Below are 13,032 nucleotides of genomic sequence, written 5' to 3'. Positions count from 1 at the left end.
ACAACCCGCCGCGTCCAGCCAGAGGAACCGACAGCATGCGCACGATCACCACCCTAGCCATAGTGTCGGTGGCCGCCGCCGTGACCAGCGTCGCGACCGGCCAGCCCGCGAACCTGCGCGGTGACATCGCCCGTGCGGTGGCCGCGACCAGCCGCACCCCGGCGAACGTCGCCCGCGACCGCTATCGCCATCCGGCCGAGACTCTGGCGTTCTTCGGCGTGAAGCCGACCGATACGGTAGTCGAACTGATCCCCGGCGGCGGCTGGTATAGCGAAATCCTCGCGCCCTATCTGGCGGCGCGCGGCACCTATTACGCGGCGGGCGGCTGGGCAAAGGGGCTCGACGGCGTGAAGAAGCTGCAGGCGGCCGATCCGACGACCTATGGCAAGGTGAAGCTCGCCGCCTTCCCCGCCGCGGCGGGCGAACCAACGGTCCCGGCGGGCAGCGCCGACGTCGTGCTGACCTTCCGCAACATCCACAATCTGCGTTTTGCCGGCGTCGACCGCACGCAGGCCGCGTTCGCCGAGATGTTCCGCATGCTCAAACCCGGCGGGACGCTCGGCATCGTCGAGCACCGCCTGCCCGAAAGCCGCGACGCCGCCGCCGAGGAGAAGAGCGGCTATATGAAGGTGTCGAGCGTCGTCGCCTTCGCCAAACAGGCCGGCTTCGTTGTGTCGGCAATGTCGGAGGTCAACGCTAACAAGAAGGACACCGCCGACTGGCCGCAGGGCGTGTGGACCCTGCCCCCCAGCTATCGCCTGGGCGACACCGATCGCGCCAAATATGCCGCGATCGGTGAAAGCGACCGGATGACCATCCGCTTCACGAAGCCGCGGAAGTAGGCCGGCCAAGGACGTATCGACATTCAGTTCAGGCGGAGCCGAAAAGTGTGGTTTTCCGAGCATCGGAGCGCAGCGTACTTCAGGTACGTGAGCACCGAAGCGCAGGAGAACCGCACTTTGCAGGCCCGTCTGGGCTGAATGGCGGTACGTCCTAGAGCTTCGACACCTTGTCCTGCAGGCTGGCGAGCTCCGCCTTCAACGCGGCGATCTGCGCGTCCTTGTTCTCGCCCTCCGCCGGGGTGGCGGTGGCAGGCGTCGCCGGGCCGGCGCCCGCCGCTCCGCCGGCCGGGGCGCCCTGCTTGAACGCCTGCGCCGCGACCTCGAACATCTGGAGGTTGCGTTTGGCGATCTCCGCGAAGGGGGATTGCGCGAACGGCGACTGGGCGAAGGCGCCTTCGACCGCGCTCTTGAACTCGGCCTGGTTGCGGCTGAAACTGTCCATCGACGCTTCGAGATAGCCCGGCACCATCGCCTGCATCGAATCACCGTACAGCGCGATCAGCTGGCGCAGGAAGCTGACCGGCAGCATCGTCTGGCCGCGGCTTTCCTCCTCCATGATGATCTGCGTCAGGACGTTATGAGTGATGTCGTCCTCGGTCTTCGCATCGACCACCTTGAAGTCCCGGCCCTCGCGCGTCATCGCGGCAAGATGTTCGAGTGTGATGTAGGAGGAGGATTCGGTATTGTAGAGGCGACGGTTGGCGTATTTCTTGATGATGACCGGACCCTGGCCGGCAGCGGATTTCTTCATGACAGGCGCCCCCATACGCAATGACTGACGAACCTGTATCATCCTTCCATACCGCACCGCAACACGGGCCCCGCCCGCTGCCACTGTTCATGGACATGCTGCGCAGCGAAACCGCAGCATCGGCGGAGCGGCGCGAGCGCGCGATGGGGGGGTTGCGCCGGTATCAGGCCGCCGATCGCGTGGCCCGCCCGCCCTTTCCCCCGGCGGTCGCGACGTCGGGGCGCGTGCGCCTGATCGACTATGGCGGCGACGGAGCAAAGGCAGCGCCGGTCGTCGTCGTTCCCTCGCTCATCAATCCGCCGTTCGTGCTGGACCTGACCCCCGACACGTCATTGCTGCGCTGGCTGGCGACGCAGGGGCGACGCGTGCTGCTGGTCGACTGGGGCCAGCCCCATCCCGGCGACCGCGACGAAGATCTGGGCATGCATGTCGAGCACCTGCGCGCGCTGATCGCGACGCTGTCCGAGCCACCCGTCCTGATCGGCTACTGTCTGGGCGGCACGATCGCCGTCGCCGCGGCGGCCAAGTGTCCGGTCGCGGCGCTCGGGCTCATCGCGACACCGTGGCGCTTCTCCGGCTTCGGTGACACCGCACGGCAGACGATCGCCGATCTATGGGAATCGGCGCGACCGGCCTGCGAGGCGCTGGGGGTCGTGCCGATGGAGGTGCTGCAGGCCGGGTTCTGGCAGCTCGACCCGGCGCGGACCATCGCCAAGTACGAGGCGCTGGCGGATGCCGATACGGCGCAGCTGGCCGCCTTCGTCGCGCTGGAGGATTGGGCCAACGCCGGCGCGCCGATCACGCTGGCGGCGGGGCGTGAGATGTTCGAGGGGCTGTTCGCCGGCGACTTGCCCGGCAGCGGCCGATGGCTCGTGGGGGGCAAGCCCGTCGATCCGTCGCAGCTGACCTGCCCCATCGCCGACTTCGTGTCCGACCGCGACCGCATCGTGCCAGCCGCGACCAGCATCGGTCTGGGCGAGCGCCATGACGTCGCGGCGGGGCATGTCGGCATGATCGTCGGCGGTCGCGCGCCCGCGTTGCTGTGGCAGCCGCTGATGGACTGGATCGATCGCGCAGCACCGCCTAGATAGAGATCAAATCACCCGTCTTCGCAGGAGAGAAGTCCCATGACCGATGTCGTCATCGTCGCCGCCAAGCGCACCCCTGTCGGCAGCTTCCTGGGCGCCTTCGCCGCCACGCCGGCGCACGAGCTGGGCCGGGTCGCGATCACCGCGGCACTGGAGCAGGCCGGGGTCGATGGCGCCGATGTGGACGAGGTGATCCTGGGCCAGGTTCTGACCGCGGCGCAAGGCCAGAACCCTGCGCGCCAAGCGTCGATGGCCGCCGGCGTGCCGAAGGAAGTCCCCGCATGGGGCGTCAATCAGGTCTGCGGATCAGGCCTGCGCACCGTCGCCCTCGCCTTTCAGGCGATCGCCAGCGGCGATGCGAAGATCGTCGTTGCAGGCGGTCAGGAGTCGATGTCGATGTCCGCGCACGCCCAGTCGCTGCGGCCCGGTACCAAGATGGGCGACCTGTCGCTGGTCGATACGATGGTGAAGGACGGCCTGACCGACGTCTTCAACGGCTATCACATGGGCATCACCGCCGAGAATCTGGCCGAACAGTATCAGATCGATCGCGGCTCGCAGGACAAGTTCGCCGTCCGCTCGCAGAACAACGCCGAGGCCGCGCGCAGCGAAGGCCGGTTCAAGGATGAGATCGCGCCTGTCACGATCAAGGGCCGCAAGGGCGACACGATCGTCGCCGATGACGAATATATCCGCGCCGGCGCGACGATCGACAGCGTCAACGGCCTGCGCCCCGCCTTCAAGAAGGACGGCACCGTCACCGCCGCCAACGCCAGCGGCCTCAACGACGGCGCCGCCGCGCTGGTCGTGATGTCCGCCGAAGAGGCGAGCAAGCGCGGCCTTACCCCGCTCGCGCATATTCGCAGTTGGGCATCGGCCGGCGTCGATCCCTCGATCATGGGCATCGGCCCCGTGCCGGCTTCGAAGAAGGCGCTGGAAAAGGCCGGCTGGACGGTCGGCGACCTCGACCTGATCGAGGCGAACGAGGCGTTCGCGGCACAAGCGCTGGCCGTCGGCAAGGAAATGGGCTGGGCCGACGACAAGCTGAACGTCAACGGCGGCGCCATCGCCATCGGCCACCCGATCGGCGCCAGCGGCGCGCGCGTGCTGACCACGCTGATCTACGAAATGCGCCGTCGCGATGCGAAGAAGGGGCTGGCGACTCTATGCATCGGTGGTGGGATGGGCATCGCGATGTGTGTGGAGCGGGATTGAGGCCGCGCTAGCGGTTTGTAACGGATCGTTGCTAAGTCGGCGCAGCGTGTAACCTGAATGCAACAGGTTCGTTGCAATGCGTATCGTTTCGTCTGAAACGGGTTGCGCCTGCCCAACCTTTTCATGTCTGTTGGATGAACACGATACTGTTCGTTCAGGGGATAACATGAAAATCCATAGCCTTCTTGCGGCTACCGCACTTGCCGGCGTCGTTTCCGCCATCCCGTCGATTGCTCTGGCGCAGGCTTCCGCACCGGCGACTGCGCAGACGACCGACACGACGGTCGCTGAGGAAGATCCTAGCAACACGATCGTCGTGACCGGCTCGCGCATTCGCCAGCAGAACCTCGAATCGCCGATCCCGATCACCGTGGTCAACGGCGAGCAGTTCTTCGAAACCGGTCAGGTCGCTATCGGCGACGTGTTGAACGACCTGCCGCAGCTGCGTAACACGTTCAGCCAGCAGAACTCGACCCGATTCCTCGGCACCCGCGGCCTGAGCCTGCTCGACCTGCGCGGCCTTGGCACGCAGCGTACGCTCGTTCTGCAGAACGGCCGTCGCCACGTCGCCTCGGATATCTTGAGCAACGGCGTATCGCCGGACGTCAACACGATCCCGACGGACCTCATCGAGCGCGTCGAAGTCGTGACCGGTGGCAACTCGGCAATCTACGGTTCGGACGCGATCGCGGGCGTCGTTAACTTCGTTCTGAAGAACGATTTCGACGGTCTGCAGTTGCGCGGACAGTCTGGCGTTAACGTCGAGTACGGCGACGCGGGCAACCAGTACGTGTCGCTGCTGGCAGGCAAGAATTTCGCCGAGGGTCGTGGCAACATCGCGCTGAACCTCGAATTTGCTAATCAGTCCGACTATTACGCCAGCGGTCGTAAGAATCTGCGTCAGAGCGATGGTTTCGTGACGGTCGATACCGATGCAGCCAACTCGGTCAATGGCGCCGACGACGTGTTCGATCGCGCGTTCTACAGCGACATCCGCTCTTCGACGATCTCGCTCGGCGGCCAGGTCGGCATTCGCTACTCGAACGGCGCGACGTCGCCGGCGACCTGTGGTCGTGACGCCGTGGGCAACACCTTCACCTGCGCCTACTTGTTCCAGCGCGACGGCACGCTCATCCCGCAGACCGGGCTCCGCGTCGGCCTCGGTCCGAATGGTAGCTTCATCAACGGCAACGGCACCACCAGCCGCGAGGGTCGCCTGTTGGCCCTGTCGCCGAACCTGAAGCGCTATTCGGCCAACATGGTCGGCCACTTCGACGCGGCCGAGGGAGCGACGCTGTTCGTCGAGGCGAAATACGTTCGTACCGAAGCGTTCGGTTCGCAAAGCGGCCCGTTCTTCTCGCAGGGTCAGACGCTTGCCGACAACTTCCGCGTGGCCGGTCTCACCGATCAGTCGTACTTCAACACCGGCGCGACTGCGGGGAACGTCAATCGCGAAGGCATCCGTTTGGACAACCCGTTCCTGACGAGCCAGGCCCGCGCGATCCTTGCTACGCAGCTCACCTCTGCCGTGAACTCGCTCGTCAATCCGAATACCGGCAACGCCATCACCGCCGCTCAGCGCGATGCTTCGCTCGCCCAGATCGCTGCGGGGACCTATCGTTTCTCGGTGCGCCGCAATTACGTTGACCTGGGCATTCGCGACGAAAACATTCGTCGTGAGACGTTCCGCGTCGTCGGCGGTGTTCGTGGCGACTTCAACGACGACTGGAACTACGAAATCTCGGCCAACTACGGCGAGTACAAAGAGCAGAACGTCATCCAGTCGAACATCAGCCGTCAGCGCACGGTGCTGGCACTCGACGCCGTCCGCAACGCAGCCGGTCAGATCGTCTGCCGCTCGCAGGTCGATTCGGCTTATGCCGGCGCCGACCGTGCTGGCAATCCGGCGCAGCTCGCAGCCGATATCGCTGCTTGCGTTCCGTTGAACCCGTTCGGCGAAGGCAACATCAGTGAGGCGGCGCGTAACTATCTGACCGTTACGTCGCGCGCGCAGGGCAAGATCACGCAGTTCGTAGGTTCGGGCTATGTCGCCGGCGACTTGTCGCAGCTGTTCGAGCTGCCAGGTGGGCCGATCGGCTTCTCGATCGGTGCGGAATATCGTCGTGAGACGAATTTCTACGATCTCGATGACTACACCCAGGCTGGATACGCGTTCTACAACGCGATTCCCGCGTTCACCTCGCCCGCGTTCGAAGTGAAGGAAGCATATGGCGAAATCCGGGTTCCGCTGCTGAAGGACATTCCCTTCATCCAGGAACTGACGATTTCGGGCGCTGGCCGTGTCTCGGACTATAAGGGCTCGACTGGCACGGTGTACGCCTATGGCGGCAACGTGGAGTGGACTCCGGTGCGCGGCCTGCGCTTCCGTGGTGCTTACAACCGTTCGGTCCGCGCGCCGAACCTGTCGGAACTGTTCTCATCGCAGAGCCAGAATTTCACCCCGGCACCGGCGGATCCTTGCTCGGCTCGCAATCTCGCGACCGGTTCGGCCACCCGTTCGGCCAACTGCACCGCGGCAGGTCGTCCGGCCGACTACGATTACGTCTACAACTCGTCGCTGGAAATCATCAGCGGCGGCAATCCCAACCTGCGTGAAGAGACCTCGGACTCATACACGGCTGGCTTCATTCTTGAGCCATCGTTCATCCCCGGCCTGTCGATCTCGTCGGATTATTACAACATCACGGTCAACAACGTGATCGCGGCTACCGGCACGGCGCAGCAGATCCTGAACCTCTGCTACGACTCGCCCACGCTCAACAATCCGTTCTGCGGCCTCTTCCAGCGCGCTAGCGCGAGCGGCGGTCCGCGTGGCGAGCAGCAGTTCCGCGTTCTTGAGGGCTCGTTGCTCGTTTCGTCGGCGAACTTCGCCAAGCTGAAGGCAAGCGGTATCGATACGAACATCTCGTATCGTCGTAACTTCGGCTGGGGCGTGCTGCAGGCGAATGCGATCTGGACCCGCGTTCTGCAGCGGTCGAACTTCACCAACCCGGCGACCCCGTCGTTCGAAGACGTCTTGCTCGGCGAGCTGGGCGATCCGAAGAACCAGGTCAACTTCAGCACCTCGCTGAAGATCGGCAACGTGACTGTTGGTTATGAGATGCGCTGGATCGACCGGATGTTCCTCAATACCTATGAGGACTACAACGGCGTCAATGGCCTGCCGCCGCAGAACGCCGACTATGCCCCGGTGACGTACTATCCGGATGTCTTCTATCATGATTTCCGCCTGGCAGCGGACGTGTCGGATAAGTTCAATATCTATTTGGGCATCGACAACGCCTTCAATAAGCAGCCGCCATTCGGCGCGACGGGCGTTGGTGCGGGATCGGGCATCTACGACGTCCGTGGCCGCTACGGTTACGTTGGTGTCGTCGCCAAATTCTGATCCAGACCTGAAAAGACTAAACGGGGGTCGGGCATTGCCCGGCCCCTTTTTTTGTGGCCAGGGCGTGCAACGCATGGCGCCGCCACAGTACTGAAGCAGGGGGGGATATGTTGGACGCCGAGGACCTGGATCAGTTGCTGGATGCCTATGCGAACGGCGACGCGTCTGCCGCCATGCAACTGGCCGTCTGGTCGCTAGCCGGGATCGGGGTGCCACAGGATTTTGGCAAAGCACGGGAGTATCTTCGCCGGGCTGTCGAGATCGGACACGTCGACGCAGCGCTTATGGAAACCGCCTTGACGGCGAACGGTACGGGTTCGCCAAAGAACTGGAGGCTAGCTAGCGATCGGCTACACGCCGCCGCTGAGCAGGACTTCGTTGCGGAGCGGCAGGCTAAACTCTTGGCAGCGATGTCTCTGGACGACGAGGGCTACCCCATCACGCCGCCACGCGGCATGCTCCTGTCCCACGCGCCCCGTATCACGCATTTCAAAGGGTTCCTGTCGCGGGACGAGTGCGCCCATCTAGCTACGGTCGGCGGCGCTCTGCTGGAGCCGGCGATGGTTCTAGATCCCGCAAGCGGTCACCGCATCGCCCATCCGATCCGCATTTGCGACGAGGCAGCTATCGGGCCGGCGCGTGAGGATTTAGTGGTCCAAGCAATCAACCGGCGGATCGCACGCGCATCCGAAACGAACACCGACGCCGGCGAGCCGCTGACCATCTTGCGGTATCGTCCCGGCGGACAATATCGGCCGCATGTCGATGCAATTGCCGGCAGCGACAATCAGCGCGTTCGGACGATGCTTCTCTACCTGAACGGAGGCTTTGTCGGCGGCGAGACGGAGTTCCCGGACGTGTCGGTCACCGTCAAGCCGAACGGAGGCGACGCCTTGCTGTTCGACAACGTGTTGGCCGATGGGCGGCCTGACGTCAGGACGAAGCACGCGGGCCTCCCCGTCGCGAATGGTACGAAGTGGCTGGCAACACGCTGGATACGAGCCCGGCCGATCGATCCGTGGGCTGTTACAGCCTAACGCCACTCCCGTCCGAACCGGCTCCCTAGCCCAGTCAGCAGTTCGTACTGCGACATGCCCGACGCGGCACTGGCGGTCGGCAGGTGGTAGTTGAGCGACACCCAGTCGCCTTCCGCCAGTCCGGGGGTCGCGCTGACATCGACGGCGGTCAGGTCCATCGACACTCTCCCCAGCACCGGCAGCACATGGTCGTTGGCTCGGGCGGTGCCCTTGCCTGAGAAGCCGCGCCAGTAGCCGTCGGCGTAGCCGAGGTTGAGGATCGCCACCTCGGTGTCAGCCGGGGCTTCCCAGGTGGCGTTGTAGCCGACCACCTCGCCGGCTCGGACCGTGCGGCGCTGGAGCACTTGCGCCTCGATGCTCACCACCGGGGCGGTCAAGCCCTCCAGTTCCGGGCGGGGGATGCCGCCGTAGAGGGCGAGGCCGGGGCGGACGAGGTCGAAGGCGCAGTCCGGTCCCAGTGCGATGCCGGCCGAGTTGGCGAGGCTCATTCGTTTCGCCCCCGTCATTCCGGTCAGAGCGGCGAAGCGTTGCTGCTGCGCCCCATTCAACGTGCTGTCCTCGTCGGCGCAGGCGAGGTGGCTCATCAGCAGGTCGATCTCCAGCCCTTCGAGCAGGCCCGCCGCCACATCCTCCACCGCCACGCCGAGCCGATTCATGCCGGTGTCGACCATCACGTCGCACAGGCCCCCGCCCGCCTGCCGCCAGCGCTGGACCTGCGCCGCCGTATTCAGCACCGGGCGGACACCGGGCAGGCCGATGAGGCTCATGTCCTCGGCACGGACGCCGTGGAGGACGGAGACGCCCGCCCCCACGTCACCTAGCGCCAGCGCCTCGCCCCAGGTGGCGACGAACAGATCGCGGCACCCCGCCCCGACCAGCGAATCGGCGACGGCGCGAGCGCCGAGGCCATAGCCGTCAGCCTTCACCGCCGCGCCGGCCGGCACCCCGGCCATCCGCGACAAGGCCCGCCAGTTGGTAACGAGCGCCGATCGGTCGAGGACGAGGCGGAGCGGAGGATCGTAGCGCATCGGGAGCCGGTACGCCCCCGCGCCCGCCCGCTCAATCCTTGATGAGCTCCGCCTCACGCAGGCCGAAGGCCATCACCACCAGCGCGACCAGCACGACGACCCAGGTGTACCACAGGCCGGCATAGGGATCGCCCGTCCGCGCGACGATGTACTGGCTGATGAAGGGCAGAAAGCCGCCGAAATAGCCGGTACCGACATGATAGGGGATCGACATCGAGCTGTAGCGGATGCGCGGCGGGAACATCTCCGACAACAGCGCCGCGACGGGGCCGTAAGTGAGGCCCGACAGCGCCGCGAGCCCGACGATCGCGAGCAGGATCAGGCCAATGTCGCGCGGCCCCGGCACGACCTTTTCGAGACGATAGCCAGCCCGCGCCAGCGACGCGTCGAGCGCGGCGGGCGACAGGTCGGTCTGGGGATCGCCACCGATCGACACCGCGACCGAACCGGCGGGACGCGTCTTGTAGGCGACGCCCTTCTTCGACAAATATTCGAGCAGCTGGCCGCAGGCATCGGTCTGCTTCGGCGCGAAGGGATCGTAGCTGCACGCCGGTCCCATCACCACGACCGGCGCGCGATCGGCGGCGCGGGCGAGTTCCGGGTTGGCGGCATGGCCGATCAGCCAGAACAGCGGGAACAGCAGCACCAGCGTGACCGCATAGCCGGTGACGATCGGCACCTTGCGCCCGACCCGGTCCGACAGCTTGCCCGCCAGCAGGAAGAATACGAGGCCGAGCGCCGCGCCCGCGCCGACGATCAGCTGCGCCGGCGTCTCGGCGACGCGCATCGGTCCCTGCAGGAACGACAGCACGCTGAACAGCGAGGTGTACCAGATGACCGTCAGGCCGGCCGCAACGCCGAACAGCGCGACGAACAGCCGCTTGGGGTTGCCCGGATAGGTGAAGCTTTCGACGAAGGGATTGCGCGCGGTTTCGCCCGCCGCCTTCATCCGCGCGAACACCGGGCTCTCGCTCAGCTTCAGGCGCATCCACAGCGACACCGCCAGCAGCGCGATCGAGAAGAGGAACGGCAGGCGCCAGCCCCATGCCTCCCACGTCGCGGTCGGCATCGACGCCTTGCTGACCAGCACGACGACGAGGCTGAGGATGAAGCCGGCCGCGACGCTCGCCTGGATGAAGCTGGTGTAATAGCCGCGACGCCCGGCCTTCGCATGTTCGGCGACATAAATCGCCGCGCCGCCATATTCGCCGCCGAGCGCCAGCCCCTGGAGGATGCGGAGCAGGATGATGAGCACCGGTGCCGCATAGCCGATCGACGCGGCGGACGGCACGAAACCGACGCCGGCAGTGGCGACGCCCATCAGCGTGATGGTGACGAGAAAGGTGTATTTGCGCCCGAGCTTGTCGCCGAGATAGCCGAACAGCACCGCGCCCAGCGGGCGGAAGCCGAACCCGACCGCGAAGCCGGCCCAGGCGAGCAACGTCTGCAACAGTTCGGACGAGGCGGGGAAGAAGGTGCGACCGATGATCCCCGACGCGGCCAGCGTGCCGTAAATGAAGAAGTCATACCATTCGAACGCCGTGCCGAGCGACGACGCGGTGATGACCAGGCGAATGTCCTTCGCCGACGGCTCGGCCGCCGTATCGGTCGTCGCGCCTGCGGTGATGTCGGTCATGCGTCGTCCCTGCCCTGCCCCGTGCCTGCGCTTCGGACCCTAGCGGACGGGCGCGGGGCGGCAAGCGTCGCGTCGTGCGAAGCGGTCGAGCCAGCCTGCCGCCTCCGCCAGTATCGCAGCCCGCAGCCGGCACAGGTGGCGCCGCCCGATCCGCCGCCGCTCGACCAGCCCCGCCCGGTCGAGTACCGCGACATGGCGCGCGGCGGCGGTCAGCGACATCGCATGCGGCGCCGCGAGCGTGCCGACGCTGCATTCGCCGCGCATCAGCATCGCCAGCCTCGCCCGGCGCGTGGGATCGGCCAGCGCGGCGAACCACGCATCGAGCCGATCCTCGCGCAGTTCATCGACCAGTGCGAATCCGTCGGCGAAGCTCAACCGATCGGTTGAGCTTCGCGATGGCGGTTTTTCGCGGGTTTTGGCGGTATCACCGGCGCGAACGTTGACACCGGAACGCAATGCGCCGCCGCTCGAGATGCTCAACATATCGGTTGAGCTTCCTGGTGGCGGTTTTCCGCCGTTTTCGGCGTCATCGGCCCCGCGAATGTTGAGAGTAAAACGCGGCTTGCCGTTACTCAACACTTCGGTTGAGCTTTGCGGTGGCGGGCCGGCATCGCCGATGTCGCGACCGGCGGTGTGCGCGTCGGCACGCGGCTTCTGCGGGGTTCGCGAGACGATGGGCAGGCCCGCGGCATGGCGGGCGAGCATCCAGTCGATCAGGGTCGGGTGCGATTGAGTTTCCATGCGCGCATCAAGGCAGATCGGCGCGGTGTAGGACAGGGGCGCAAAATCGTGGACTCACCGCGGCACAATCCTGCGCACGCGCGCCCGGCAAGGGCATCATGAACGACACCATCCCGTCCTCGCTCACCTCCCCCGAACCGTCCCGATCCGAGACGTGATTTCGTCGCACATAATCGTGATCTAGCTAGGCAGTTTGACTCTCATGAACGTCCTGTTAACGAACACTTAGGGGGGAGCCGGACAGTTGAGTTCATGGTTCCCAGCTATCGAGAGGAGCCAGGAATGAAGACGTCCTATATTGCGATCGCCGCTGCCATTGCGATGACCGGCACGGCCGCATCGGCACAGACCGTGCTGAACACCAGCCTGCAGAATGTGAACGGCACGTTCGGTACGAGCACCGCGACGACGACCACCAACGCGACGGGCACGCGCACCACTGTCACCGGTCCGGGCCCGAACAGCGGCGCCAACCGTGCGCAGGGCACGCCCGTCCTCAACGCCTGGTATCAGGCCAATGTCGGCGCCGGATCGGTCGTGGGCATCACCACCGACTATGCCCGCAGCGGCAACGGTTCGGCGTATTTCAACGCGACGCAGAACGACACCGGCAAGGCCGACCTGGTCTATAACTTCGGTTCGGCCACCGCGCTGGCGCCCGTGGCGCTCAGCAGCCTGAGCAGCATGTCGTTCGACTATTTCCGCAGCAGCGCGTCGAACACCGATCCGAACTTCGCTCCGGTGCTGCGTCTGAATATGCAGAAGAACGGCGTGTTCGCCGGCTCGCTGGTTCTGGAGAACGTCTATCAGCAGCAGACGACTGCGGCCGTCGACACCTGGACGACGCTGACCGCCAATCTGAACAGCGGCATCTTCTGGGCGACTAACGGTTCGCTCGGCCCGACGTTCGCGGATGCCAATGGCGGCCAGAAGACGCTGGCGCAGTGGATCGCCGACAACGGCAATTCGACGCTGAGCGTCACTGGCCTCGAGATCGGCATCGGTTCGGGGTGGACCGGCAGCTTCTATGGCGCGGTCGATAACGTGAACGTCAATTTCGCCAACCGTTCGGTCGCATCGAACTTCGAAGTCGCGCAGACGGCCGCGGTGCCGGAGCCGGCGACGTGGGCGATGATGATGATGGGCTTCGGCGCGATGGGCTTCGCGCTGCGGCGCCGCAAGGCCGCGCGGGTGACCTTCGCCTGAAGCACCACGCAGCATTGCGAAACGAGGAAAGCCGCCGGTCGATAAGACCGGCGGCTTTCTGCATTTTTGAACAGGATGT

At 65.5% G+C, this 13,032-nt stretch carries 10 protein-coding genes; 6 read left to right on the top strand and 4 right to left on the bottom strand.

The window, feature by feature from the left end:
- The first annotated feature begins 35 nt into the window (after window positions 1–35).
- The gene (locus ACX40P_RS10060) at window positions 36–842 is read left to right on the top strand and encodes a class I SAM-dependent methyltransferase (protein ID WP_459126205.1); all 807 of its coding nucleotides are present in this window, start codon (window positions 36–38) and stop codon (window positions 840–842) included.
- 151 nt (window positions 843–993) lie between these two features.
- On the opposite strand, the gene phaR is transcribed toward ACX40P_RS10060, so the two are convergent.
- Complete coding sequence (gene phaR, locus ACX40P_RS10055; protein WP_459126204.1) at window positions 994–1,593, bottom strand: polyhydroxyalkanoate synthesis repressor PhaR; 600 nt, start codon at window positions 1,591–1,593, stop codon at window positions 994–996.
- 95 nt (window positions 1,594–1,688) lie between these two features.
- Between phaR and ACX40P_RS10050 the strand changes: the two genes are divergently transcribed.
- From ACX40P_RS10050 to ACX40P_RS10035, 4 genes are all read left to right on the top strand, one after another.
- Complete coding sequence (locus tag ACX40P_RS10050) at window positions 1,689–2,684, top strand: alpha/beta fold hydrolase (RefSeq protein WP_459126203.1); 996 nt, start codon at window positions 1,689–1,691, stop codon at window positions 2,682–2,684.
- A gap of 36 nt (window positions 2,685–2,720) precedes the next feature.
- Complete coding sequence (locus ACX40P_RS10045; protein ID WP_459126202.1) at window positions 2,721–3,896, top strand: acetyl-CoA C-acetyltransferase; 1,176 nt, start codon at window positions 2,721–2,723, stop codon at window positions 3,894–3,896.
- 166 nt (window positions 3,897–4,062) lie between these two features.
- Window positions 4,063–7,305 carry a TonB-dependent receptor domain-containing protein gene (locus ACX40P_RS10040; protein ID WP_459126201.1) on the top strand — a complete coding sequence of 1,081 codons (3,243 nt, stop codon included), beginning with the start codon at window positions 4,063–4,065 and terminating at the stop codon, window positions 7,303–7,305.
- A 107-nt stretch (window positions 7,306–7,412) separates the two neighbouring features.
- Window positions 7,413–8,342 carry a 2OG-Fe(II) oxygenase gene (locus ACX40P_RS10035; protein ID WP_459126200.1) on the top strand — a complete coding sequence of 310 codons (930 nt, stop codon included), beginning with the start codon at window positions 7,413–7,415 and terminating at the stop codon, window positions 8,340–8,342.
- Here the strand turns inward: ACX40P_RS10035 and alr are convergent.
- Genes alr through ACX40P_RS10020 form a run of 3 tightly spaced genes read right to left on the bottom strand, consistent with a single transcriptional unit; the run spans window position 8,339 to window position 11,747 of the window.
- Window positions 8,339–9,370 carry an alanine racemase gene (gene alr, locus ACX40P_RS10030; RefSeq protein WP_459126199.1) on the bottom strand — a complete coding sequence of 344 codons (1,032 nt, stop codon included), beginning with the start codon at window positions 9,368–9,370 and terminating at the stop codon, window positions 8,339–8,341. The genes ACX40P_RS10035 and alr overlap by 4 nt on opposite strands.
- Window positions 9,371–9,401: 31 nt before the next feature.
- Window positions 9,402–11,006, bottom strand: a complete 1,605-nt coding sequence (locus ACX40P_RS10025) for an MFS transporter (RefSeq protein ID WP_459126198.1) — start codon at window positions 11,004–11,006, stop codon at window positions 9,402–9,404.
- A gap of 39 nt (window positions 11,007–11,045) precedes the next feature.
- Window positions 11,046–11,747, bottom strand: coding sequence for an ArsR/SmtB family transcription factor (locus ACX40P_RS10020; RefSeq protein ID WP_459126197.1), 702 nt, complete (start codon window positions 11,745–11,747; stop codon window positions 11,046–11,048).
- A gap of 282 nt (window positions 11,748–12,029) precedes the next feature.
- Between ACX40P_RS10020 and ACX40P_RS10015 the strand changes: the two genes are divergently transcribed.
- The gene (locus ACX40P_RS10015) at window positions 12,030–12,953 is read left to right on the top strand and encodes a PEPxxWA-CTERM sorting domain-containing protein (protein WP_459126196.1); all 924 of its coding nucleotides are present in this window, start codon (window positions 12,030–12,032) and stop codon (window positions 12,951–12,953) included.
- The last annotated feature ends 79 nt before the right edge of the window (window positions 12,954–13,032 follow it).

The organism is Sphingomonas sp. RS2018 (assembly GCF_054489605.1).
This window is presented reverse-complemented; position numbering and strand designations above follow the sequence as displayed.

Excerpts from the sequence above, each read along its gene's own strand:
- ACX40P_RS10040 (WP_459126201.1), top strand. The coding sequence starts at position 4,063 with ATGAAAATCCATAGCCTTCTTGCGGCTACCGCACTTGCCGGCGTCGTT.
- ACX40P_RS10035 (WP_459126200.1), top strand. The coding sequence starts at position 7,413 with ATGTTGGACGCCGAGGACCTGGATCAGTTGCTGGATGCCTATGCGAAC.
- ACX40P_RS10050 (WP_459126203.1), top strand. The coding sequence starts at position 1,689 with ATGCTGCGCAGCGAAACCGCAGCATCGGCGGAGCGGCGCGAGCGCGCG.
- phaR (WP_459126204.1), bottom strand. The coding sequence starts at position 1,593 with ATGAAGAAATCCGCTGCCGGCCAGGGTCCGGTCATCATCAAGAAATAC.
- ACX40P_RS10060 (WP_459126205.1), top strand. The coding sequence starts at position 36 with ATGCGCACGATCACCACCCTAGCCATAGTGTCGGTGGCCGCCGCCGTG.
- alr (WP_459126199.1), bottom strand. The coding sequence starts at position 9,370 with ATGCGCTACGATCCTCCGCTCCGCCTCGTCCTCGACCGATCGGCGCTC.
- ACX40P_RS10020 (WP_459126197.1), bottom strand. The coding sequence starts at position 11,747 with ATGGAAACTCAATCGCACCCGACCCTGATCGACTGGATGCTCGCCCGC.
- ACX40P_RS10045 (WP_459126202.1), top strand. The coding sequence starts at position 2,721 with ATGACCGATGTCGTCATCGTCGCCGCCAAGCGCACCCCTGTCGGCAGC.
- ACX40P_RS10025 (WP_459126198.1), bottom strand. The coding sequence starts at position 11,006 with ATGACCGACATCACCGCAGGCGCGACGACCGATACGGCGGCCGAGCCG.
- ACX40P_RS10015 (WP_459126196.1), top strand. The coding sequence starts at position 12,030 with ATGAAGACGTCCTATATTGCGATCGCCGCTGCCATTGCGATGACCGGC.